Annotated in this window: 22 protein-coding genes, 1 tRNA gene and 1 pseudogene; 16 read left to right on the plus strand and 8 right to left on the minus strand. The window is 71.4% G+C overall.

The genetic code is table 11. The features are described from left to right. Positions 1-523, plus strand: a pseudogene (locus KBI5_RS12920) (hypothetical protein); the annotation flags it as partial. Positions 524-602: 79 nt separating this feature from the next. On the opposite strand, the gene KBI5_RS12925 reads toward KBI5_RS12920, so the two are convergent. After that, entirely contained in the window at positions 603-1,883 is a 1,281-nt protein-coding gene (locus KBI5_RS12925) for a geranylgeranyl reductase family protein (protein ID WP_085015366.1), read from the minus strand. A 95-nt stretch (positions 1,884-1,978) separates the two neighbouring features. Further along, on the minus strand, positions 1,979-3,025 hold the full coding sequence (locus KBI5_RS12930; RefSeq protein WP_235186879.1) for a DUF5926 family protein: 1,047 nt from the start codon (positions 3,023-3,025) through the stop codon (positions 1,979-1,981). A 651-nt stretch (positions 3,026-3,676) separates the two neighbouring features. On the opposite strand from KBI5_RS12930, the gene KBI5_RS12935 reads away from it, so the two are divergent. The 4 genes from KBI5_RS12935 to purL all read left to right on the plus strand — a co-directional run bounded on the left by KBI5_RS12935 (position 3,677) and on the right by purL (position 8,501). Continuing rightward, complete coding sequence (locus KBI5_RS12935) at positions 3,677-4,636, plus strand: FAD-dependent oxidoreductase (RefSeq protein ID WP_198537689.1); 960 nt, start codon at positions 3,677-3,679, stop codon at positions 4,634-4,636. A 93-nt stretch (positions 4,637-4,729) separates the two neighbouring features. Further along, a complete protein-coding gene (locus KBI5_RS12940) occupies positions 4,730-5,284 on the plus strand; it encodes an ATP-binding protein (RefSeq protein ID WP_023840645.1) in 555 nt (184 codons plus the stop codon). Between the two features lie 139 nt (positions 5,285-5,423). After that, on the plus strand, positions 5,424-6,137 hold the full coding sequence (gene purQ / locus KBI5_RS12945) for a phosphoribosylformylglycinamidine synthase subunit PurQ (RefSeq protein WP_085015368.1): 714 nt from the start codon (positions 5,424-5,426) through the stop codon (positions 6,135-6,137). Positions 6,138-6,215: 78 nt separating this feature from the next. Then, positions 6,216-8,501: a phosphoribosylformylglycinamidine synthase subunit PurL gene (gene purL / locus KBI5_RS12950; RefSeq protein WP_011438771.1), complete on the plus strand. Its 2,286-nt coding sequence runs from the start codon at positions 6,216-6,218 to the stop codon at positions 8,499-8,501. Positions 8,502-8,551: 50 nt separating this feature from the next. Here purL and KBI5_RS12955 read toward each other — a convergent pair whose 3' ends face one another. After that, entirely contained in the window at positions 8,552-9,457 is a 906-nt protein-coding gene (locus tag KBI5_RS12955) for a DUF3027 domain-containing protein (RefSeq protein WP_011438772.1), read from the minus strand. Between the two features lie 92 nt (positions 9,458-9,549). Here KBI5_RS12955 and KBI5_RS12960 point away from each other — a divergent pair, with 92 nt between their 5' ends. The 5 genes from KBI5_RS12960 to KBI5_RS12980 all read left to right on the plus strand — a co-directional run bounded on the left by KBI5_RS12960 (position 9,550) and on the right by KBI5_RS12980 (position 14,215). Then, positions 9,550-11,115, plus strand: coding sequence for an MFS transporter (locus tag KBI5_RS12960; RefSeq protein ID WP_085015369.1), 1,566 nt, complete (start codon positions 9,550-9,552; stop codon positions 11,113-11,115). 105 nt (positions 11,116-11,220) lie between these two features. After that, entirely contained in the window at positions 11,221-11,670 is a 450-nt protein-coding gene (locus tag KBI5_RS12965; RefSeq protein ID WP_011438774.1) for a hypothetical protein, read from the plus strand. Positions 11,671-11,961: 291 nt separating this feature from the next. Then, positions 11,962-12,975, plus strand: a complete 1,014-nt coding sequence (gene mqnB, locus KBI5_RS12970; RefSeq protein WP_085015370.1) for a futalosine hydrolase — start codon at positions 11,962-11,964, stop codon at positions 12,973-12,975. Position 12,976: 1 nt separating this feature from the next. Next, entirely contained in the window at positions 12,977-13,822 is an 846-nt protein-coding gene (locus KBI5_RS12975; RefSeq protein ID WP_011438776.1) for a 1,4-dihydroxy-6-naphthoate synthase, read from the plus strand. Positions 13,823-13,864: 42 nt separating this feature from the next. Continuing rightward, positions 13,865-14,215 (plus strand): rhodanese-like domain-containing protein, encoded by a 351-nt coding sequence (locus tag KBI5_RS12980; RefSeq protein ID WP_085015371.1) that lies wholly within the window; start codon positions 13,865-13,867, stop codon positions 14,213-14,215. An 86-nt stretch (positions 14,216-14,301) separates the two neighbouring features. Here the strand turns inward: KBI5_RS12980 and KBI5_RS12985 are convergent, their stop codons facing one another. Both KBI5_RS12985 and KBI5_RS12990 read right to left on the minus strand, forming a co-directional pair. Further along, complete coding sequence (locus KBI5_RS12985) at positions 14,302-15,060, minus strand: HNH endonuclease family protein (protein WP_085015372.1); 759 nt, start codon at positions 15,058-15,060, stop codon at positions 14,302-14,304. A 116-nt stretch (positions 15,061-15,176) separates the two neighbouring features. Next, positions 15,177-16,958, minus strand: a complete 1,782-nt coding sequence (locus KBI5_RS12990; RefSeq protein ID WP_049761147.1) for a DUF4352 domain-containing protein — start codon at positions 16,956-16,958, stop codon at positions 15,177-15,179. Between the two features lie 355 nt (positions 16,959-17,313). Here KBI5_RS12990 and KBI5_RS26340 point away from each other — a divergent pair, with 355 nt between their 5' ends. Then, on the plus strand, positions 17,314-17,481 hold the full coding sequence (locus KBI5_RS26340) for a hypothetical protein (protein WP_023840638.1): 168 nt from the start codon (positions 17,314-17,316) through the stop codon (positions 17,479-17,481). A 172-nt stretch (positions 17,482-17,653) separates the two neighbouring features. On the opposite strand, the gene KBI5_RS13000 is transcribed toward KBI5_RS26340, so the two are convergent. After that, the gene (locus tag KBI5_RS13000) at positions 17,654-18,049 is read right to left on the minus strand and encodes a cold-shock protein (protein WP_011438780.1); all 396 of its coding nucleotides are present in this window, start codon (positions 18,047-18,049) and stop codon (positions 17,654-17,656) included. 181 nt (positions 18,050-18,230) lie between these two features. On the opposite strand from KBI5_RS13000, the gene KBI5_RS27000 reads away from it, so the two are divergent. Continuing rightward, positions 18,231-18,668, plus strand: a complete 438-nt coding sequence (locus tag KBI5_RS27000; RefSeq protein WP_023840636.1) for a hypothetical protein — start codon at positions 18,231-18,233, stop codon at positions 18,666-18,668. A gap of 57 nt (positions 18,669-18,725) precedes the next feature. Here KBI5_RS27000 and KBI5_RS13010 read toward each other — a convergent pair whose 3' ends face one another. Then, positions 18,726-19,367 carry a haloacid dehalogenase-like hydrolase gene (locus tag KBI5_RS13010; RefSeq protein ID WP_011438782.1) on the minus strand — a complete coding sequence of 214 codons (642 nt, stop codon included), beginning with the start codon at positions 19,365-19,367 and terminating at the stop codon, positions 18,726-18,728. A 134-nt stretch (positions 19,368-19,501) separates the two neighbouring features. On the opposite strand from KBI5_RS13010, the gene purS reads away from it, so the two are divergent. Continuing rightward, positions 19,502-19,786, plus strand: coding sequence for a phosphoribosylformylglycinamidine synthase subunit PurS (purS, locus tag KBI5_RS13015; protein ID WP_011438783.1), 285 nt, complete (start codon positions 19,502-19,504; stop codon positions 19,784-19,786). 129 nt (positions 19,787-19,915) lie between these two features. Here the strand turns inward: purS and KBI5_RS13020 are convergent. After that, positions 19,916-19,998: transfer RNA gene (locus KBI5_RS13020), tRNA-Leu, on the minus strand. A gap of 159 nt (positions 19,999-20,157) precedes the next feature. Here KBI5_RS13020 and KBI5_RS13025 point away from each other — a divergent pair. From KBI5_RS13025 to KBI5_RS13035, 3 genes are all read left to right on the plus strand, one after another. After that, positions 20,158-21,516, plus strand: coding sequence for a DUF3662 and FHA domain-containing protein (locus KBI5_RS13025; RefSeq protein ID WP_085015373.1), 1,359 nt, complete (start codon positions 20,158-20,160; stop codon positions 21,514-21,516). Between the two features lie 6 nt (positions 21,517-21,522). Continuing rightward, a complete protein-coding gene (locus KBI5_RS13030; protein ID WP_085015374.1) occupies positions 21,523-22,020 on the plus strand; it encodes an FHA domain-containing protein in 498 nt (165 codons plus the stop codon). Further along, the coding region (locus KBI5_RS13035) for a PP2C family serine/threonine-protein phosphatase (protein ID WP_085015375.1) at positions 22,017-23,357 on the plus strand (1,341 nt) is incomplete at its 3' end. The genes KBI5_RS13030 and KBI5_RS13035, both read left to right, overlap by 4 nt.

Raw genomic sequence — 23,357 nt, forward strand, 5'->3', positions numbered from 1 at the left:
CGACTCGAGGCTGGAGGTGCTGGCGTCGGCCAACGATCCGGAGCTGTCGGACACCTTCGGGGACGCCGACTACCGGGCAGCCGACGATCTGCTGCAACGGCACTACTCGATCCTGTTGACCGATTGTGGGACGGGCATCCTGCACAGTGCGATGCATGGGGTGCTGGAGCTAGCCGACACGCTGGTGATCGTGAGCAGCGCCAGCGCCGACGGCGGGTCCAGCGCGAGCGCCACCCTCGACTGGTTGGACGCGCACGGCTACTCCGACCATGTCCGCGAGGCGGTCGCCGTGATCTCGATGTTCCCCGTCCAGGGCGAGCGGGTCGACGTCGACACGCTGGAACGGCATTTTGAAGCCCGGACGCGACGGGTGGTCCGGGTCCCGTTCGACCCGCATCTGGCCGACGGGGGACGGATCGTGCTGTCGAACCTGAAACGGGAGACGCGGGCGGCCTATCGGGAGATCGCCGGCGCGGTAGCCGAACGCTTCGGCGAGGAACGCCGCGGCTACCCGGGCGGCTGACGCCGCTGACACCGCCGGCTGCCTCAGCAGTTCAGTGGCTCAGCAGCTCAGCAGCTCAGCAGCTCAGTGCCTCAGTGCCTCAGTGCCTCAGTGCCGCCACCGCCGCCCGCACGCCGGGACGACGCAGTTGCCGGGCGATGGTGGTCCGTCCCTCGATGAGCCGGGTGAACAGCCCGAAGGTGCCCGGAGCCGCCATGACCGTGTGCATCGCGCCCGGCCGGCGGGTGAACGCGGCCAGGACCTCTCGTCCCGCCGCCATCTCGGGGCCCAGGATCGCCTCGACGCGCGCGGGATAGGCCGCCAAGGCGTCGAGCGCCGTGGCGCCCGGGCCAGTGGGCCTTGTATCCGTTACCCCCCCGGCCCGGGTCACGCCCGCCCTCGCGCGACCGACGCCCACACTCGCCGCGGCGGCCGCCTCCCCGGCGAGCCGACCCGACCGTAATGCGAACGAGATGCCTTCGCGTGTCCACGGATCCAGGAGCCCGGCCGCGYCCCCCGCGACCAACACCCGGCCCCGCCGCAGCGGGGAGGCGACGGCCCGCACCCGGGTGAGATGTCCGGAGTCATGCTGGCGCGGCAGGTCGGTGAGCCCGAGACGGTCGACGAACCGGGTGTAATAGGCGCGCAGCGCGGCGCCCTCGGCACGATCACCGATCACGCCGACCGTGAGCACCCGTCCCTTGGGGAACACCCACCCGTAGGAACCCGGCACCGGCCCCCAGTCGATGAGCATGCGTCCGGCCCATCGCGCGGCACGCGCCGGGTCGGCGACAAACTCGCCCTCCAGGCCGACGTCGACCTGGTCACAGCGGACACCGACATAGGTGCCGCAACGACCCGAGGTGCCGTCCGCACCCACCACCACCCGAGCGCGCAGGTCCGCCCCCGCACGCAGACGCACGGTCACCCAACCGTCGTCCTGATCCCCGGCGTCCTCGGCGATCCCGGTCCCGCCCGGYCCGCTCTCGGTCAGCCCCACCACGTGCGCACCGGTCCGCACGGTCGCGCCGGCCGCGGCCGCCGCGGCCAGGAGAGCGGCGTCCAGATCGGATCGCATCACCATCGACATCCAGGGACGGCCGCCGGACCGGCCGCGGGTGACCTCGAAGCGGCCGTCCCAGGTCATCGTCAGGGAGCTGACGCTGGCTCGAACCAGACCGGCCAGTTCGATGCCGAGATGATCCGCCGAAAGGCCGACCAGGCCGCCACCGCAGGTCTTGTAACGAGGTACCGCCGAGCGTTCGAGCACGCACACCCGGGCCCCGGCKTTCGCCGCCGCCCGCGCCGCGCTGCCACCGGCCGGACCCGCCCCGACGACAATGACGTCAAAGGTGTTCTCCGGGTCGTCAACCCTGCTCACAGCGCTCCATCCTCCCGACACCGCACCCCGCCCAGGCAGCGCACCCCGCCCAGGCAGCGCACCCCGCCCAGGCAGCGCGGTCTGCGCCGATGCCGTCAGCGCAGGGTGAGGCTGCGTCCAACAAGACCCGCCCGCACCCGGCGTTCGTGCGCGGTCAGTGCCGTGGTGTCGGCCAGTGCCCTCTGGTAGGCCACCCGCAGCGCGGCGGCCGGCTCCTCACAGCTACCCGCCTCGCTTCCGGGCGCGAGATCCCAGACGGGCACGACGAGCCCGGCGGCGCGGAAGAACCCGATGAACCTGGAGCCCTCCCCCACCGTGAGACGTTCGGCCGCGGCCAGGCGAGCCAGCGCATCCAGCAACGCCTCCTCGGTGGGGGCGACGTCGGCGCCCGCGCCGATGGGAGCGACCGCCTCGGCCTCGGAGTCGGTGCCCGCCGCAGCACCCGCCGCACCCGGCCAGGCCAGCGGAAGCGCCCACCGCAGGTGCCAGCGGTCACCGGGATGGCACCAGTAGGCGGCCGGCACCGAGGTGAGCCGTACGGTGGGCACCACGGTGGCGTTGGCGCGCTCCAGCATCACCGCCACCTCCGGGTTCGGACCGCTCTCCTCGTCGGACGGTGGCAGCCACCATCCGAATCCGGAATGAACGGTGATGTCCAGGGGCGCCGGGTCCAGCAGGTCGGTGAGCCGGGGCAACCCGGCGAGTCCCGCGGGCAGTTGTTCCACGAGGCGCGGCGCGGAGGCGGGCGGGATGTCGATCGCACTCCCCGGCTCGGCGGCGAGTGCGGCGAGCAGGGCACCGGCGACGTCCCGCGATACGTCCAGACCCGGAAGGGCGATCTGCAGGGCGACCAGGATTTCGCCGTCCTCGCGTACCAGGGCGGGGGCGGCCTGCGGCAGCATCGTGCAGAGCGTGATGCGCCGGTCGGCGTGCTCGGGATGGTCGGCGAGGTAGGCCGCCGCCAGGGCCAGCGGCGCGGTGGCGCTGGGCACCAGCTCCCGCAGGGCGACCAGGTCCGGCTCGTCGCGGCGGCCCGCGAACGGGCGCAGCACGGGAGCCGGCCGGTTCCGCTCGCCGTGGCACGCCTTGTAACGACGGCCCGACCCGCAGGGACAGGGTTCCCGCGGTCCGACGGCGGGGATGGCACCATCGGATCCGTGGACGGACGGGCGGCGACGGCTCCGTGCGGCTCCCCCGCCAGAGCCGGGCGTGGCGACTCGTGCCGGGCGGGTGCCGGGACGCTGGGGTGCGGGTCGGCGAGCGATCACGACCTCCTGAGGTAGAGACCGTCACGCGCGGTCATGGACTTCCTGCGGGTAAGGCTAAGCCATGCTCGGCGGATGACGAGGGTACCGGGTGGCGGCCGTGGCCGTGGCAAACACCACCGATCCCGTCGCGGGAGCGGGCTGACGGAGGGCCGACAGCCGACAGATCCGGTCAACGACAGACCCGGTCGACGACAGACCCGGTCAACGACAGACCCGGTCAACGACAGATGCATCCCCGGTATCTCGGGCGCCCGTTCAGGGATAACCCTCTTCCGCGGCAGGGACTATCCCGTCGCTGCGAAAGCATCACCACGGATACCGCACGCGGACCCCTCCTCAATGGGCACGATGAACACAGCCGTTCGGCGGACGGGCACTGGCGGGACTGATGGCGAGCATCATCAACGCTCGTCCGCAAGCCACCGTCACCGTGGCGACACATCCAGGAGGGCGACGCCGCGGGAACCGGTGAAAGGCCAATCGGCATGCGGCGCCCGCGGCATTCATCTCGATATAGGGGGATCGGTGGCGAAGGTCRTCGTCGCCGGCGGGGGCATTGCTGGGATCGCCTGCGCCAGCGCACTGCTAGCCGAGGGAATCACCGTGGATGTCCGTGACCGGGGCCGCGTGATCGGCGGACGGATGGCCTCACGGTGGATAGACGGGCGCATCGTGGACTCCGGCGCGTCGTACTTCACCGCCACCTCGCCGGAGTTCCGCGAAGTCGTGGACGATTGGTTCATCCGTGGCCTGGTACGCCCCTGGACGCACCGAATGTCGGTAATCAGTGGGCCGACCGCCACCCTGGCCGAGCCGCGTTCCGGCCCGCTGCGGTACGCCGCCCCGCGCGGGCTGCGTTCCCTGGTCGCCGACCTCGCCTCCCGAGCCGGGGTGCAGGTCACGCAGTCCACACCGATCCGCCGGGTCACCCCGGGTCCCCGCGTTGACGACGAGGCCGCCGACGCGGTGGTCCTCGCGATGCCCGACCCGCAGGCGCTGCGCCATCTCGACCCGGCCTGCACCGAGGAGCGGGCGCAGCTCGCCGGCCGACCCTGGTCGCCGGTGCTGGCGCTGCTCGCCGGCTGGCCCTACCGGTGCTGGGCACCGATCGACGGAGCCTTCGTCCACGACGACGATACGATTGCCTGGATCGCCGACGACGGTCGTCGCCGGGGTGACAATGCCGCCGTCCTGGTCGCCCACTCGACGCCGGATTTCGCGCGGCCGCGGCTGGCCGACCCCGCGGCGGCCGGGCCCGATCTCGTCGCGGCGCTACGGCGCCTGCTCACCATCACGATGCAACCCAGTTGGACGTATGTGCAAAAGTGGACCTTCGCTCGCCCGGACCGTCCGCACGAACAGCCGTACTACCTGTCCAGCAGTGGGATCGGGCTCGCCGGCGACGGCTGGGGAACACCGAAGATCGAGAGTGCCTGGCGCTCGGRCACCGAGCTGGGCCGGGCCCTTGCCGCCCGATTGAGATAACCGATTGCGACAACCTATCGCAATAACCGATTACGATGACCGATGACATGTGACCGGATCGAGYCTGTGTCGGCGTAGGTCGTTCGGTTGACGATGCGTGACGCGGGTACACCCTCCGACATGGAGATCAAAGTAAGCCTGTCGTTGCCCCACGATGAGATCTCCATACCCGTGATTCGACGTATCTGTACGCAGTCCCTGAAAGTCCTGGGCGTCAATAAAGAATGCATTGACGATGTTGAAATCGCCTTGACCGAAGCGTGCGACAACGTTCTTCTACATGCTCATGCCGGCGACGAGTACGAGGTTTTTGTGGGAGTGGACAACGAAGTCGCTGTCATCGAGGTGAGCGATCGCGGCGACGGTTTCGACAGCGCGGATGAGCTCGATCGGACAGCCCGCCAGAATGGCGATTCCCCCAGGCCGGATAATGTTCCCGAGCAAGGCCGCGGCATCTTTCTCATGCGCGCTCTGATGGACCGGGTGCAGTTCCACCAGGTGGACAGCCCCCATCGGGGCACCCGCGTGCATCTGGAAAAGACTCTCACCTGGGAGGAGAGCGCTCCCGGGGCGCGGCTGAGCCGGGCGCGGACGGGGCTCCGGCCCGCTTCCCGCCCGGAGGTGGCCGAGGGCATCCATCCGGTCTGACGTCTCCCGCCGTCCACCATCTCCCGCCGTCCACCGTCTCCCGCCGTCCCCCGCCGCTCCCTTCGTCGATCGGCCGCCCCACGATTCGACCGGCTACGCTGACGGGAGTGGACTCCGAGGAATCTGGGCGGGTATCGCGATGGGTGTGGTAATGACTGAGGCGGACTCGCCGGCCCGGATCGGGATCGTCACCTTCCCCGGCTCCCTCGATGACCAGGACACGGCGCTCGCGGTGCGGGCCGCCGGTGCCGAACCGGTCTCCCTCTGGCATGGCGACAGCGATCTCGCCGGCGTTGACGCCGTCATCCTGCCCGGCGGATTCTCCTACGGTGACTACCTGCGTGCCGGTGCGATAGCCCGGTTCTCGCCCATGGTGGCGGCCCTCGTCCCGGCGGCCCGCGCGGGCCTGCCGATTCTCGGCATCTGCAACGGGTTTCAGGTGCTCTGCGAGGYCGGCCTGCTCCCCGGGGCACTGACCCGCAACGTGGGACTGCACTTCGTCTGCCGCGACCAGCGGTTGCGGGTCGAGGCGCCGGGCACTGCCTGGACCCGCGGCTACCAGGACGGCGAGGAGATCGTCATCCCGGTGAAGCACGGGGATGGCCGCTATGTTGCGGCCCCGGACGTGCTCGCCGAACTCGAGGCGGCCGGGCGGGTTGTGGTGCGCTACGTCGGCGGGAATCCCAACGGGTCGGCGGCCGACATCGCCGGGATCTGTAACGAGAGCCGGACGATCGTGGGCCTGATGCCGCATCCCGAGCATGCTGTCGACGACCTCACCGGCCCCGGGGTCGACGGGCTTCGCATGTTCACCTCGGTGCTGTCCGGCTTTTTGTCGGCTTTTTCCTCTTAAAGAAGGATTTTTGGTTACGAAGGGGTCTCCTGGCCCACCCGGGCGCCCGGACCAGGGGATATCGGCGAGGATGGGAGGGTGACCGGCAACCCCGCCGCCCCCGCGGCCACCTCCGTGAGTCCCCCCGCCGAGCAGCCCTACCAGGAGCTGGGGCTCACCGACGACGAGTACGCCCGGATCATCGCGACCCTCGGTCGCCGGCCCAGCGACGCCGAACTCGCGATGTACTCGGTGATGTGGAGCGAGCACTGCTCCTACAAGTCCTCCAAGGTGCATCTGCGGCAGTTCCGGGACACCCCGTTGACGGACCGGCTGCTGGTGGGCATGGGGGAGAACGCGGGCGTCGTCGACGTCGGCGAGGGGCTGGCGGTCACCTTCAAGATCGAGTCGCACAACCACCCCAGCTTCGTCGAGCCGTACCAGGGGGCCGCGACGGGTGTAGGCGGCATCGTCCGTGACATCCTGACCATGGGGGCCCGCCCGATCGGCGTGCTCGACCCGCTGCGCTTCGGCGAGGCCGACGCGGCGGACACCGCCCGGGTCCTGCCCGGGGTCGTCGCCGGCATCGGTGGCTACGGCAACTGCCTCGGCCTGCCCACCATCGGCGGCGAGGTCGTCTTCGACCCGACCTACGCGGGTAACCCGCTGGTCAACGCCCTGTGCGTCGGGGTCATGCCGGTCGATCGGGTGCAGACGTCGGCGGCGACCGGGGTCGGCAACGCCGTCGTCCTGCTCGGCGCCAAGACCGGCCGGGACGGCATCGGCGGCGTCTCGATACTGGCGTCGGCAACCTTCGACGAGGGCGGCGGCCCGGCCCGGCGACCCTCGGTGCAGGTCGGCGACCCGTTCACCGAGAAGATCCTGATCGAGACCTGCCTGGAGCTGTTCGACCGCAAGCTCGTCACCGGCATCCAGGATCTCGGCGGCGCCGGGCTGACCTGCGCGCTGACCGAGACCACCGCCGCGGGCATCGCCACCGGCCAGCCCGGCGGCATGGAGGTCGACCTCGACCTCGTGCCCCTGCGCGAGGCGTCGATGGCGGCGCACGAGGTCCTCGCGAGCGAGTCCCAGGAGCGCATGCTGGCGATCGTCACGCCCGAGGCGCTGCCCGAGGTTCTCGCCCTCGCCGAGCGCTGGGGTGTGCTCGCGACCAGGATCGGCACCGTCACCAACAGCGGTCGGCTGACCGTACGCTGGCACGGCGAGGTCGTCGTCGACGTTCCGCCCGGATCACTCGCCGACGATGGCCCGGTCTACGAGCGCCCCCTGCGCCGCCCGGTCGACTTCGACCTGGTCCGGGCGGACGCACCCACGCCCGCCCGGCTCGCCCGGCCACGGACCGGGCCGGAGCTGCGGGAGACCCTGCTGCGGCTGGTCGCCTCCCCGAACCTGTGCTCGCGGGCCTGGGTGACCGACCAGTACGACCGGTACGTGCAGGCGGGCACCGTGCTCGCCCAGCCGGAAGATGCGGGCGTGCTTCGGCTGTCGGCGGCCACCGGCCTGGGGATCGCGCTCGCCACCGACGGCAACGGACGGTACGCACGGCTCGACCCGTTCGCCGGCACCCAGCTCGCCCTGGCGGAGGCGTGCCGCAACGTGGCCGCCGCCGGATCGGTGCCGATCGCGGTGACGAACTGCCTGAACTTCGGCTCCCCAGAGGACCCCGAGGTGATGTGGCAGTTCGCCCAGGCGTGCGCGGGCCTCGCCGAGGGCTGCCGGCGGCTCGGCCTCCCGGTGACGGGCGGCAACGTCTCGTTCTACAACCAGACCGGCTCGACGCCGATCCATCCGACCCCGGTGATCGGGGTGCTCGGCCTGTTCGACGACGTCACGCGCCGGACGCCCATCGGCTTCGCCGAGGAGGGGGACGTCCTGATCCTGCTCGGCGAGACCGCCGACGAATTCGGCGGCTCGGAGTGGGCGTGGGTGACGCATCGCCATCTCGGCGGCGAGCCGCCGGCCGTCGACTTCGCCCGGGAGAAGCTACTCGGCGAGATCCTCGTCGCCGGTTCCCGCGACGGCATGCTCACCGCCGCGCACGACCTCTCCGACGGTGGGCTCGCCCAGGCGCTCGTCGAGTCGTGCCTGCGCGGCGGGCACGGCGCCCGGATCATCCTGCCGGCCGGATCGGACCCGTTCGTCGARCTGTTCAGCGAGTCGGCCGGCCGCGCCGTCGTCGCGGTGCCCCGCGCGGAGGAACTGCGCTTCACCGACATGTGCGAGGTGCGGGGCCTGCCGTGGCGGCGTGTCGGTGTCGTCGACGGGGACACCCTCGACGTACAGGACGCCTTCACCGTCGGCCTCGACGAGYTGCGCGCGGCGCACGAGGGAACGCTGCCGGCACTGTTCGGCCGGCTCACCTAGACACGAGTACGTCCGGATAAATCCGAGTAAGTCCCGGCGGGCGAGGCCGGTCAGGAGTGGCCGTAGGGCTCCGGTCCCGGGCCGTCCGCGGTCTCGCCCGCCCCGTTGTCGTCCACCGAACCCGGCGGATGGGCGGCCACACCCACCAGCTCGACGTCGATCGGCTCCAGGTCGGAGGGGTCCTCGTCGAACAGGACGGGTTCGGGATGCGCCGAAGGAGCCACCAGTGCCTCCGAGTGCGCCCCACAGCCGTGGTCRATCGACGTGACCCGGCCGTCGTCCGGTGCGAGCTCGTTGGCGCAGACGCCGAACATCCGGCCGAGCGCACCCGCGAGCCGCACGTGGAATCCGCAGGTCAGGCAGGATGCGGGCGCCACCTTCGCGATGGATGCGTCCGGGCCGGCGGGACCCGCGTACCAGCGTTCGACCGCCTCCTCCCGCCCGGTCACGGACAGCACCCGGGCCCGCCCCAGACCGAGCTCAAGGAAGACGTCGGTGTCGACGAACTCCTCGGCGTCCTCTGTGCGCAGCGCGAGCCGAGGATCGTCGATGGCGGTCGGCAGCAGGTCCCCGATCCCGACGTCGCCCGGCCGCAGCCGCTCCGACCAGGGGACCCACGGGGGCGCCAGCATGGCCCCGTCCCCGGGCATCAACACGACGTCGTCGACCGTCGCCTTGCGCACCCGCGCGGCCCGGGTAACGATCACTGTCCAGACCCAGCCGGGATAGGCCCGCGCCAGGCAGGCGAACCGGTGCAGGACGAGGCGGTCCCCCTCGCTCTCGACGCCGAGATGYGCACCGACCTCCGCCGCGGACCCCGCCTCCTCGACGGCAGCCTGCCGGGCCAGGTCGACGGCGGCCGCACAGGTCGGATCGGCCACGGGTTCCCGCCCGGACCGGACCGTCCTACGAACATCGGGAGCATCCACGGGAAGTATTCTCACCCACGAACCCATCCACCGCCCGACGTGGTCGTAGTGGCGCAGGTCCAGGACGGCGCCGCGCCGGTCCAGGACGGCGCCGGTCCAGGACGAGGACACTGGGCAGGGTGAACCTGGGCAGCACAGTGGTGAACAGCCTGCGCCGGCTGCGGGCGAGTGTGCGCGGCAATGACGCCGACCGGTCGGGGCTGTCGTCGCTGACGGAGCTGTCGTTCGTCAACGCCGCCGGGGACGCGCTGGTGACCGTCGCGTTGGCGGGTTCGCTGTTCTTCGCCGTCCCGTCCGGCGAGGCCCGGTCGAAGGTCGCCCTCTACCTACTGGTCACCATGGTGCCGTTCGCCCTGCTGGCGCCGGTCATCGGTCCACTGCTGGACCGGGTGGCCTACGGTCGGCGGACGGCGCTCGYCGCCATCTGCCTGGGCCGCGGGCTGCTGGCGTGGCAGCTCGCGGGGGCACTCGACGGGCTGGCCGTCTACCCCCTCGCGCTCGGCCTGYTCGTGCTCTCCCGCGGGTTCGGCGTCGCGCGCAGCGCCGTCATTCCCCGGGTGGCCCCGGCGGAACTCACGCTCGTCACGATCAAYTCACGGATCTCGCTGGTAAACATCGTCGCCGGGGCGGTCGTGGCACCCGTCGGGCTGGGCATCGCCAACATCCCTTTCGTCGGCTATCCCTGGGTGTTGCGAATCTGTGCCCTCGTCTACATGGCCGGGGTCCTACTGGCGTTCAACCTGCCCGGGCACGTCGACTCCGCCGCCGGTGAGCAGCCGCTGCGCGGCCCGCTTCCCTCAAGCGTGGCCCGGCGCGGCGTCGGGGCGCGGATCCGGGCGTTCCTCGGCACGCTGCCGGTGGCGCTGCGCGCCGCCCTGGTGCTACGCAGTCTGGTCGGCTTCCTGACGTTCTATCTGGCGTTCCTCCTGCGCACCAACGGCGGGAACAACCTGTGGCTGGGCGGGCTCGCGGTCTGCGCGGGCRCCGGCAGCGGCCTGGGAGTCTTCATCGGCGGCCGGCTCGGCCGGCGCCGTCCCGAGGGCATCCTCATGCTCGCGCTGGTGTTGGCGGCAGGGGGATGCCTCGGTGCGGCGATCACCTACACCAAGTTCACCTCGCTGGTCGCCGCGCTGCTGGCGTCCATGGCGGGGTCGATGGGGAAGCTGGCGCTGGACGCGATCATCCAGCGGGACATCCCGGAGACCACCCGCAACTCCGCGTTCGCCCGCTCTGAGACCGGTCTGCAGCTGGCCTGGGTCGCCGGCGGGGGCCTCGGACTGATCGAGATGCCCGGGACGGTCGGCTTCGCGGTGGCCGCGGCGGCGATGGGGATCACGTTGTTCGTGGAGGCCGGCGCGCTGCGTCGGTCCCGGCTGGCCGCCCRCACCCAGTTCCGCGCGGACACCCGCAACCGCCCACCCGCCCACAACGATCCGGACACAACGAAACCACTCGGTCACCCAGGGGTTCCCCCGCAGRCACCCATGCCCCCGCCGATACCGATGCCCACACCGACACCCATGCCCCCGTCGGCCCACGCGACCGCGTCAACGCCGCTGCCACCGGCCGACCCGTGGCGGCAGGCCCCACTCCCCATTCCGGCGACGCTCCAGGATCCGACCGGTCCGACCCGGCCTGACCGCCGACGAACGGCCCGCGGCCTCCGATGGCGGCGCCGGAACTGATCCGGCACGCCAGCGACGTGACCCGGGCCACCGTGCCCACCGGCCAGCGGCTGAAGGCCCTGACGGCGAGCGACGCCACCGCACGGGCGGCGATACCCTCCGACCGTGCGCACGCCCCACCTCCTCCGCCGTCTCCCGTTCCGGCGGCTCGCCGCGGCTCTCGCCGCCGCGGTCGTCGTCGGCCTCGGCCTGAGCGGCTGCGAGCGACCGACTCCCCTGGTGACCATGGAGTCCGGGGGACACTTCGTGCGGACGAACGCCGCGCAGTACGAGCGGGACGGAACGGTGATCCAGAAATCGGTATCACCGCCGCACATCACGGTCAGGCCCGGAAGCGCCATCAACATCGACGTGCCGACGTCGGTCGCCGACCGCGGCTACTTCCTCGTCCTGGGCAGGGAGCGGGTGACCGACAAGATCAGCGAGACGCACTACCGGTACGTTCCCGCCAAGAACACGCCTGCCCTGCTCGTGGTGTTCGCGCTTCCCGAGGCGGGCAGCTCCAGCGACCAGGCGTCGGGAAGCTGGCCGTTCCTGGTCACCTTCAAGCCCTGACCCGCCGCCGGCCACTCCGCCGCCGGCCACTCCGCCGCCGGACCGGAACCAACGACCCGCGCACACCAGCCCCCGAACGGGGATACACCGTGCGCGCRGCGTGCCACACCTCCCCACCGGGACCACGCAGCGTCGTCMGCGRTGCTAAGGTCCGGCAACAAGTCCGATTTGYACCCCATCGAAAATCCCGCGCTGTTACCCAGCCGTCCGGTGCGGTGGTGTTCGGGTGAATCGACCGACAGCATGCGACAACAGACGAGGACGTCCCCAGATCATGATCCGGACCTGATCGTGAGCCGTACCCTGATCGTGACCGCGGTGACCGCCGAAGCGGACGCGGTGTGTGCCGGCCTGATGGGCAGCTGGTCGAGCGGTCGGACCAGAACCCCCGTCGGACCGGGCAGCCTGGTGTCCCCCGAATGGGACCGCCAGCTTCTCACCACCTCCACCCTGGGCCCCTACGTGGGCCGGCGACGCGGACCGGTGACGGTGCTCGCGGCGGGCACCGGCGGCCCGGCCGCGGCGGCGGRCACCGCGGTGGCATTGTCGGTGGCGAGCGCGGCGGGGCAGCCGTTCAGCCTGGTGGTGGCGATGGGGATCGGCGGTGGGTTCCGCGGCTGGGCGGAGATCGGGGACATCGTCCTCGCCGATCGCATCGTCGCCGCCGACCTCGGCGCGGAGTCCGGCCTTGACGAGGAACCGCCCGCTCCGCCGATCGGCCGCATCAGCGAGATGGACCGCAATCTCGGGTTCCACAGCAACGGCGCGCCGGCACCCCGCGGCGGCCTCGCCCACTCGTCGAACCCCGCGGGGTCGTTCCTGAGCCTGGAGGATCTCGGGCTCGGTTCGTCCACGGTGGTCCCGGATCCGGACCTCGTCCACCGCCTGGGCACGGTGCTCGACGTCACCGGTCGGCGGATCGTCACGGGTAGCGTGATCAGCGTGTCGACGGTGACGGGCACCGAGCGTCGGGCCACGGCGCTGACCGAGCGGCTGGACCCGGTGGCGGAGTCGATGGAGGGGTACGCCGTCGGGGTGGCCGCCCGGGCCTTCGGCGTCCCGGTGGTGGAGATCCGTACCATCAGCAACACGGTCGGGCGCCGGGACCGGTCCGGCTGGAACCTGCCGGTCGCGCTGGCCAGCCTCCGCACGRCCGCCGCGGCACTCGTCACCCACCCGGACGGCCTGGTGAYGGCCGCACCGGTGGCCACCGCGAACGACGTCTCCACCACGATCCCGGCCGGGCACCCGGGTGCCCGCGGCCACCACGGGAACAGCGGCCACCACGGGACGGGAGAGCACTGAGATGGGTGCTGGCCGGGCGACCACCTCGAACCTTCCGGGTCCGCTCTCGCTCGCCATCTCGCCCTGCCCCAACGACACGTTCGCCTTCCACGCCCTCGCGCACGGACTCGTCCCGGGAGCACCCGAGGTGTCGGTGACCTTCGCCGACATCGACGTCCTCAACACCCGGGCCGCCGACGGGCGGGACGACCTCGTCAAGGTGTCCTACGCCGCCCTGCCGTGGCTGCTCACCGGGTATCAGCTGCTGACGGCGGGCGGGGCCCTGGGCCGCGGCTGCGGCCCACTCGTCCTCACCGCCGGGCGGTCGGACCTGCGCGGTGCCCGGGTCGCCATCCCCGGCACCCGCACCACGGCCTACCTGCTGTTCCGGCTGTGGGCGGCCGACGAGGGCGTGACGAACGTCGACGTGCTTCCCTTCGAGAAGATCATGCCCGCCGTCCGCGATGGCGCGTATGACGCGGGGCTCGTCATCCACGAGTCCCGCTTCACCTACCCGTCCTATGGACTGACGGCGCTCGTCGACCTTGGCGACTGGTGGGAGGGCCAGACCTCGCTGCCCATTCCGCTCGGCGCGATCCTCGCCCGCCGGGGGCTGGACGGTCCGGTGCTGTCCGCCGCGGTGCGGGCGAGYGTCGCCGCGGCCTTCGCCGATCCCGCCGCCAGCGCCGACTACGTCCTCGCCCACGCCCAGGAGATGACGCCCGACGTCGTCGACGCCCACATCCAGCTGTACGTCAACGAGTTCAGCCTCGACCTCGGCGACGAAGGGTTCGCCGCCGTCGAGGCCCTGCTCTCCCGCGCCGCCGACGCCGACCTCGTCCCCGTGCTTCCGCGGCCGCTGCGCTGAACCGCGAGCCCCCTCGGAGGGTCCTGATGGCAGGATGGAGACGTGAGTACCGATCAGATACCGGCTGTCGGCGTCGCGGAGCTACCGGTCGAGCTTTCCGCGGACGGTGCCCCGCTGATGGTGGACGTGCGGGAGCCCGACGAGTGRTCCGCCGGTCACATCGCCGGCGCGCTGCACATCCCGATGAGTGAACTGGTCGCCCGGCTCGACGAGGTTCCCCGGGAACGCGAGGTCGTCGTGGTGTGCCGCTCGGGCGGTAGGTCCGCCGCCGTCACCAACTACCTCAGGCAGGGCGGCTGGCAGGTCCGCAACCTRACTGACGGGATGCTCTCCTGGCAGGCGCACGGCCGCCCGATGGTGAGCGAGAGCGGCGCCGCGCCCACCGTCCGCTGAGAACCGCCGGCCGACCCCGCCGGGTCCGGGCCGACCCCGCCGGCTGCTCCGCATTTCTCGGATGATTCAGCGCCGCGGGCTTCCGGTCAGCCGCTCGGGGTCAGCCCCAGTGCCGGCTGGTTCGGGCACTTCTGGAGAACGGCGCGCATCGCGTCCGCCTCCGCCTGGACGACCCACAGGCGGTAACGGGCCTTCAATCCCACCTGGCGCGCGACGTAGGGGCACTGCTCCCCCGGGCTCGGCGGCAACCATTMGGCGGCGTCGTGATCGCTCTTGCGCTGATTCGTGGGACCGTCGACAGCCAGCAGGTTCTCCGGATCGTTGGCGAACTGGAGCCGTTCCCGAGCGGTCCAGTTGAGCGCGCCGGTCCGCCACGCATCCGCCAAGGGGAYGACGTGGTCGATCTGCACGCTGGCGGAGTTCCGTCCACGGTCGAAACGGATGATTCTGGTGGTGTACGGATCCCGGAGCTCGCCGGTCAGCACCGTGCAGCCGTCCGATCTGCGGATGGTGGTGCTGCGCAGATCTCGCCGCAGAATGTCGTTACGGGTGTCACACCCGTTGTCGTCGATGTCCGACCAGGCGGGCCCGAACTCGTCCCGGCGGTACCTGGGAGAGTTGTCCTCCGCTTTGATCGGAAGGGTGGCGAGCAGCTTCAGCGCCGAGCCGCTGGCGGTCGGGGCACCAACCTGGTTGGACGTTCCGGTCTGGTCGGAAAGGTCACTGCAACCGGTCAGGCCGCCGACGAGGACGAAAACGGCGAGGACGGCGAGGGCCGCGGCTCCGCCGGGTCGACCGGGCCGACCGGGTCCGTGACGATCTGGACCGACACCGCTTCTTCGCACCGGACTCCCCACCTCGACGGTTCGGAACCCGTGGGAAGTGCTCGCCCCGCTTCGGGTCCGTTCGGATCGAGGGTGACATTAACTGGAGATCGGCCCGCCGGGTTGGTCGGCCACCGTCAGGGGACGGGAACGCGGGCTCCCGCGCTCACCGGATTGTCGTGCAGCTCCAACTCCTGGGCCGTGGCGTCCCGTGGGATGTCGAAGACCATGGTGCCCGCTCTGAGGTCACCCGGGTTGATCGAATCCCACAGATCCTCGTTACTCAGCTGGAAGCGGGCGAGGAAATCGGCGCTGTGCCGGCCGCCGCCGCCGTCCCACAGAAACTGGGATGAGGTCACCAGCGTGCGGGTGGAGTCGCCGATGTTGCGCACGGTCACGTGGGCCAGGCAGAACTGGCCGTCCGTGTGCCGAGCGAGCAGTCCGTCACCGAGTTTGGTCTGCCCGCATCGGAAGGAATCCACGATGAACTCGAGCTGGCCATCCGTGACGGGGCGGTTCAGGCCGCTGGCCGGACCCGGTGCCGTGCTCGGACCGGTGGAGCGCGACGGGACGGTCGTGGCCGCCGACTGTTCCGCGGAACCATTTTGGCCGCTCTTTCCGGGCAGGCTGACCACGACCGCGATGGCGATCAGCGCGCCCAGGACGATGACGGCGATCCAGACGAGTCGCCTGCGATCGAGCCCGCGGGCCGGCGGCGGCTGGGCGAAGGACGGGTACGGCGCGCCGGGCTCGCCCGGTACCGGCCCGTGCCGATCGGGAGCCTGGCCGGACCACGGCCCCGGCGGCGCGCCGGGGACCTGCCCACCCATCCGCTCGCCCAGCTGGGCGGGCCGCGGGCCGGGGCGTCCCCTCGGGCTGTGCGCACCGGACTGCCCCGGTGGTGCCTGGCGTGGTTGTCCCGGTCCCTGGCCCGCCCGGGCGGCGGGAGCGCCCGCGTTCCAGTGGACCTGACGCGCGGGAGCCGAGGTCGCCGGGCCGATCCGGGTCGGGGCGGCGCGGGGCACCTCGCCGGTTCTGCTCAGGAGCTCCTCGGCCTGACCCATCGCCTCGCCGATGGCACCGGTACCGCGGGAGGGTGGCTGCGCGATGAGCCGCAGCAGCAGGTCCCGGGCGCTCGGCCGGTCGTCGGGATGCTTGGCCAGGGCCGCGCTGACCAGGCCGACCAGTGGCTGCGGCAGACCGCGCAGGTCCGGGGCGGACCCGACGATGCGCATGCCGAGGTCGATGTCCGTACCGTCGCCGAACGGGTGGCGGCCGGTACCAGCGTAGGCAATGAGGATGCCCCAGGCGAAGACGTCCGCCTCCGGACCGATGGGCTGGCCGTGCACCTGCTCGGGCGCCATCCACCCGGCGGAGCCGAAGCCCCATGCCGTGGGCTTCGCCTTCGCGCCCTCGAGGGCCTGCGCGATCCCGAAATCGATCACGCGTGGCCCGGACAGTGAGAGCATCACGTTGCTGGGCTTGAGATCCCGATGGACGAGGCCGGCGCTGTGGATCGCGGTGAGCGCCGTCGCGACCCCCACGGCCAGTCCGGTCAGGGTCGACGAGGTCAGCGGGCCCTTGTCGACCTGCATGTCCAGCCGGACGCCGTCGATGAACTCGGTGACGAGGTACGGCGCGGGCGCATTCGGATCCGCGTCCAGGACTTCGGCGGTGCAGAAGGGAGCAACCTTGCGTGCCGCTTCGACCTCGGCCCGGAACCGGCGGCGGAACTCCTCGTCGGCGGCCAGGTCCGGTCTGATGACCTTGATGGCAACCCGCCGTCCGGCCCGGTTCCTCGCCAGGTAGACCGTGCCCATGCCGCCGACCCCGAGCCGGCTGAGCAGAACGTAGGGGCCGACCGACCGGGGCTCGTGTGGATTGAGCGGATCACCTGGTTCGGAGCGGCCGGGACCCATGCGTGCGGCGTTGTCGGCCACGGTCAGCACCGCACGGCTGTGATCACGACCGCTGTCCACTGCTTGTCACACGAATGCCTCTCGAATCCCGATCCGACGCCTCGTTCCGACCGCCGATCCGTGCCCTCCGCCGATCAGCGGRGGTGGGACGGCCCTCGGCGATGCCACCGCGGCCGGCTGCGGGGCTGCTCATGGTTCGGTCTGGTCTACGTTCGCAGTCTGCCGCACTGCCAACGCTTCCAGTCGCACGCGGGCTCCCCGCCGACGGGACCGGTCGGCTCCCCGACAATGTGTTGCCGCCACGGCGCGCAGGCCGCGGCGGATGAGGCCCTAACCGAGGAGGCATCGTGAACCGATGCGTACCAGTGTGGCCAATCTGATGAAGGGCTCGATCTCGGCTCATGCCCGGATCCCGATTGATGTGGCTGGCTCGGCCGGTGTCGCTGATCTGATGGGAACAGCGGATTCGACAGCGGATTCGATGGATGCGGCTAGGGTGACCGTTGTGCTGGCGGAAACGTGACATCCGGTCCGTCCGAGCCCGGGCCACGCGGGGTGGACGGCCCCTGGCTGCTCTGCCCCTGGTGCGGTGGCCCGGTGCCACTGACCCACCTGGCGGCGTCCGACGAGGAACCGGGCGCCCAGGTCGCGGTGTGCACCGGGTGCGGCCGACGGGTCGGTTTCCTGCCGCCGGTCTAGACCTCCAACTCGTTGGCTACGGCGTGCACGACCTTGGCGACCCGCTGGGCGGTCCGCCGGTCGGGATACCGGCCGCGACGAAGGTCCCGCTGCACGTCGTCCAGCACCTTGATCATGTCTTCGACCATGCTGTGCAGCTCGTCCGGACTGCGCCGCGCGGCCTGGGCGGCCGCCTTGGCGACCGACGGCGGGGCGGTCAGCAGCCGGACCGACAGTGCCTGGTCGCCACGCCGCCCGGCGGCGACGCCGAACTCGACCCGGTCGCCGGGTTTCAGCCGGTCGACCCCGGCGGGCAGGGCGGCCTTGTGCACGAAGACGTCGCCGCCGTCGTCCCGGCTGAGAAAGCCGAAGCCCTTGTCGACGTCGAACCACTTGACTTTGCCGGTGGGCACGGGCGACCTCGTTCTGTGTAACGGCAGGACAACGCAACGGAAGATGAGTGATTCCCAGGCTATCCGTCGGCCGCACGTCGCGTGCGTCTTCGGTAGCGATCGGCTGTCGGGTGCGCCCATCTCCCTCCCGTGACAGTGGCCCGGCCCGCGTTCGGCAMCACATCCTCGTAGGCTGTCGTACGTGTCGGCGAAACCCTCGTCCCGGCAGGTCGGACCCGTGGCCGGCGGTGCGGTAAGCGAGGTCATGGCTCCGGTCGCAACCCCGCCGCCGGTGACCTGGGCGGATCGGCTGGTCCGGATCGGGGCCGTGCTCTTCGGAACCGGTCTGGTCGCCACGGCGGCGGCGGTGATCCCCTTCTTCCTGGGCGCCGAGAATCTGCCGACCTGGCTGAACGCCGTCGCCGGCGGCGGACTGACCATCGGGTTCGCCGTGGCGCTGGTGGGGGTGCTCGCCGCCGCCCGATCCCGGATTCCCGAGGAGAGCGATCCCGATCTCTACGTGAACAACCCACATCCGCCCGACCACGGGGCCCGCAGGGAGGCCGATCGTCCCGGGGACGCCGACCACCCCGGGGACGGCACCGGTTCACGGGCAGATCCTGTCACCCGTTCCCGGTAGTTCCTTGATCTCACGGCCGGGGGTGCGGACCCCCGCCGGGCCCACCGCGTCGCGGCGTCAGCCCGGCTGTCGTCGGCGCCGGGCCTCGTCGACCAGCCAGGGCGGGAAGTCGGCCAGCCGGGGGAGGACGACGTCGGCGCCGGCGGAGAGCAGATCGGCGGCCGAGCAGGGCCCGGTGGCGACCCCGACGGCGAGAGCACCGCCGTCGCGGGCGCCGACCATGTCGCCGACGTGGTCACCGACGAAGACGTCCACGCGGTGGGCGCGCAGGGCCTCGCCCTTCGTCTGCGCGAACCGGGCTCCCTCCACCACGTCGGCGGTGATGCCGATCCGGTCCAGACTCGCGCGGGCCAGCGCCGTGCTCTTCGCGGTGACGACCACTACCCGGCCGGCTAGCCGCCGCACCGCGGCCACCGCGGCCACCGCGGCCGGCATCGGCAGCGACGCCGGCAGCGCGTGGACCGCGTAGAGCTCGCGGTAGCGGGCCGCCACGGCCGCGACCTCGGCCAGCGGGAACCAGTGGGCGAGCTCCGTCTCCAGCGGCGGGCCGAGCCGGGCGACGACCGTCTCGGCGTCCACCGCCACCCCGGTCTCGGCGGACAGGACGGCGAAGGTCGCCCGGATGCCGTGCCGGGCATCCAACAGGGTCAGATCGAGATCGAACCCGACGACCGGGACGGATGCCCGCCAGAACGACACCAGCCGAGCTTAAGGGCCGATGTTCCCGGGAAGCCCRCATTATCCAAGATCGCCTACCGGATCTGTACGATCTGTACGCCCCGGGCGGGCGAGATCCGGCTCACTACGCCRCTCGACCGGTAGTGTCCGCGGGTGTGACCAGGGTTGTGGTGGATGTGATGCTCAAGCCGGAGATTCTCGACCCTCAGGGGCAGGCGGTGCTCGCCGCGCTGCCGCGCCTCGGCGTGAGTGGGATCGTCGGGGTCCGCCAGGGCAAGCGTTTCGAGCTGGAGCTGGAGGAGGGCACGGACCTCGACGGCGCGGTCCTGGCCCGGGTCGAGCACCTGGCCTCGACCCTGCTGGCCAATCCGGTGATCGAGGACTACGCGGTGCGCATCGAGGACGTCTCCACGCCGTCGGTGGGCAGCCCCGCCGGCTGAGCCTCTCCGCGCAGCCAGCCAACCAAGGCAGCGCCGAAGGCGCAACGCGGGGGGCTCGGGGCGGCTCGGCCCCCCGGCCAGCATGACGAAAGCCCCTGACGGCGCAGCACGCGCCGCCAGGGGCTTGCGTGGGCGAGGGGGGAGTTGAACCCCCACGTCCGCTAGGACACACGGACCTGAACCGTGCGCGTCTGCCATTCCGCCACTCGCCCGAGTGGGACTATCTCTTGACCAGACGACACGCTACCACGCCGGAGATGTCCTTCACGGAGGGGGGTCGGGCCCGTCGCGAACATGTCAAGCTGCCGAGCCGTGGGACGTCCGCGCCCGGGGGCATACGATCTCACAGACCGGGAGAAGGGAGGTCGAGCATGGGCGTGCTACAACGCTTCGAACGGCGCCTGGGCGGCCTCGTCGAGGGTGCGTTCGCGAAGGTGTTCAAGGGCGGAGTCGAGCCCGTCGAGATCGCCAGCGCGTTGGCCCGGGAAACCGACGATCGGCGGGCGGTCAGTTCGAACCGGGTGCTGGTGCCCAACGAGTTCGCCGTCGAGCTCGCCGGCGGCGACTTCGCCCGGCTCGCCCCCTACGACCGGGCGCTGTGCGACGAGCTCGCCGAGATGGTTCGCGAGCATGCGGCCGAGCAGCGTTACACCTTCGTCGGCCCGGTGTCCGTGCGGATGTCCGAGGCCACCGATCTCGATGTCGRCGTCTTCCGGGTCCGCAGCAGCGTGGCCGCCGCGGACCCGGGAGCGGTGACTGAACGGCGCGCACGCCCTCCCCGACCGGGCGCTCCCGGCACCCCGCACCTCGTCATTACCACGAAGGCCCCGGGAGGGCCCGCGGGCGGAGGGGAACGGGAGTATCCCTTGGACGCCGAGACGACCGTGATCGGCCGCAGCGTCGAGTGCGACATCCGCCTGAACGACACCGGTGTGTCTCGTCGCCACGGCGAGATACGCCGGCTTCCCGACGGGCAGTTCCTCTACGTCGACGCCGGGTCCACCAACGGCAGCCTGGTCAACGGTCGCGCGGCGACGCAGGTCAAGTTGGTCAACGGGGACAAGATCGAGCTCGGTACCGCGACGATCGTCTTCCGTCGCGAGGACGGGCGGGGGAATGGTCCGGCGCGCGTGGGCGCCCGTGGAACACCTCCGCCGGCCCAGGCCGGGGGCCGGGAGACCATCCCGCCGGACCGCCGTCCCACGCCCGCGCCGGACGACCCGTACCGGCGCGGCTCGTCGCCACACGCCGGCCGTGTCGACCCGTACGCCGATCGTGATCGGCGCGGTGGGCCGGGGTACCGGGACGATTCATACCAGAACCGGAGGGACCCGTACCGGGACCGGACACCGGAACGGGATCACGGCTACGACCAGCCGCGCGACCACGGTGGTCGTGACCCCTATCACCGTGACCCCCGTGACGGGCGTGAGGGACGAGCCGACGCTCCTCGGCGAGCCGACGCTCCTCGGCGAGCCGACGCTCCTCGGCGAGCCGACGCTCCTCGGCGAACCGACGCTCCTCGGCGAGCCGACGCTCCTCGGCGAGCCGACCCCTACCGCGAGCCGAGCAACCCCGGCCGCCGGCCCGGCTCCGGTTCGCCGCCCGATGGRCTCGAACCCCTCGACGACGTGTAYGACGCCGACACGGAGCTCCCCGRCCGCGCCGCCGCGGAGCCTCCCGGCGGGGATGGTCGACGTGGCCGGCCCAGATCGGCTCGAGGCTGGTAGCGCCCGATGGACCCCACTGAACCCAGCGAACTCGTACTGCTGGTTGTCAAGATCGGATTCCTTGCCCTCCTCTGGGGATTCGTTCTGGTCGCCGTGCGCGCCGTCCGGCTGGACATGTTCGGCCCCACCAAGCGTCAGYAGCGGCGCGAGCCGCCCCCCCTGGTCCGGCCGACGCCGCCGCGCACTCCACCCCAACCTCCACGCAAGCCACAGACACCTAGCAAACTCGTGGTGACCAAAGGCCCCTTGACCGGCACAACGATCCCGCTAGGAACGGCACCTGTCACCATCGGACGGGCACAGGACTCGACTCTGGTCCTCGAGGATGACTTCGCATCCGGGCGGCATGCGAGACTCGTGCCCCACGACGGGCAGTGGTTCGTGGAGGACCTGGGCTCGACCAATGGCACATTCCTCAACCGTACGAAGGTGACCAGTCCCATGCCGGTACCTCTCGGCGCGCCGGTCAGGATCGGGAAGACGGTCCTGGAGCTCCACCGGTGAGCCTCAGGCTTCACTTCGCCGTCCGCTCGGATGTCGGGCACGTACGGGAAGGAAACGAAGATTCAGCCTATGCCGGGCTCCGCCTGCTGGCGGTGGCCGACGGCATGGGTGGTCATGCCGCGGGGGAGGTCGCCAGCTCAACGGTGATCTCCCGCCTGGCGGATCTCGACGACGCGATCGACAGCGACGATCTCGTGACGGAGCTGAACGAGGCCGTCCGGGACGCCAATCGGCAGCTGCGCGAGATGTCGCTGGAGAACAGCGCGCTGGACGGCATGGGCACCACGGTGACCGCCGTGCTCTCCTCCGGTGACATGCTCGGGGTGCTGCACGTCGGCGATTCCCGGGCCTACCTGCTGCGCGACGGCGTCCTCAGCCAGGTCACCCACGATCACACCCTGGTGCAGGATCTCGTGGACCAGGGTCGGATCACCCCCGAGCAGGCGAACACCCATCCGCAGCGCTCGCTGCTGATGCGGGCGCTCGACGGTCGGGAGGTCGAGCCCGATCTCTCCGTGCGCCAGGCGATCGCGGGAGACCGCTACTTGCTGTGCACCGACGGCCTGTCGGGGGTGGTGAGCGAGGAGACAATCCTCGAGACGCTGCTGCTRCCCACCCCGCAGGAGGCGGTCGACCAGCTGGTCGACCTGGCCCTCAAGGGCGGCGGCCCGGACAACATCACCGTCGTGGTCGCCGACATCGAGGAGGACCACGGCGAGGCGGAGCCCTATCCCCTCGTAGCCGGCGCGGCGGCCGAGAAGCGGGCGGTTCCCGGCGCGTCGCCGGCCCGCAGCGGGCCGAATCCCCAGTACCCCGACCACGAGTCCGCGGCGGCGAAGGCGGCCCGTATCGGTCGGCCGGGCTTCCACCGGCGGGACCGCCAGGCGCAGGCCAGCGATCGGGGCGACGACGACGGCGACGACTCCGACCCGGAAGGATCCGGGGGACGGCGCTCCGGGCGGCGGGTCCTGTTCGTCTCCACCGTGGTGTTCGTGCTCATCGCGGCCGGTGCCGCGGCCGGGTGGACCTACGTGCGCGGGCAGTACTATGTCGGCGTCGACGACGAACACGTCGCCCTCTTCCAGGGAGTGAAGGGCATTCCGCTGTCCTCGGTGGTACTCCCCCGCCGTCAGCCACTGTCGGAGGTTGCGGAGCCCGATCAGGCGGAGCTCCGACGAGGCATCCGCGCCGGCAGCCGCGACGATGCGGAAAAGATCATCTCGCGCCTACGGACCCCGGCCACGCCCTCCGTACGCCCGAGTCCGAGTCCGACCGACCGTTCCAAGGTGCCGTCGGGCACCTCGGGCTCCTCCCTCCTGTCCACCGCCCTGTGCCAG

The organism is Frankia sp. KB5 (assembly GCF_002099325.1).
GTDB lineage: Bacteria > Actinomycetota > Actinomycetes > Frankiales > Frankiaceae > Frankia > Frankia casuarinae.

Excerpts from the sequence above, each read along its gene's own strand:
- KBI5_RS12990 (WP_049761147.1), bottom strand. The coding sequence starts at position 16,958 with ATGGGTCCCGGCCGCTCCGAACCAGGTGATCCGCTCAATCCACACGAG.
- KBI5_RS26340 (WP_023840638.1), top strand. The coding sequence starts at position 17,314 with ATGCGTACCAGTGTGGCCAATCTGATGAAGGGCTCGATCTCGGCTCAT.
- KBI5_RS12940 (WP_023840645.1), top strand. The coding sequence starts at position 4,730 with ATGCGTGACGCGGGTACACCCTCCGACATGGAGATCAAAGTAAGCCTG.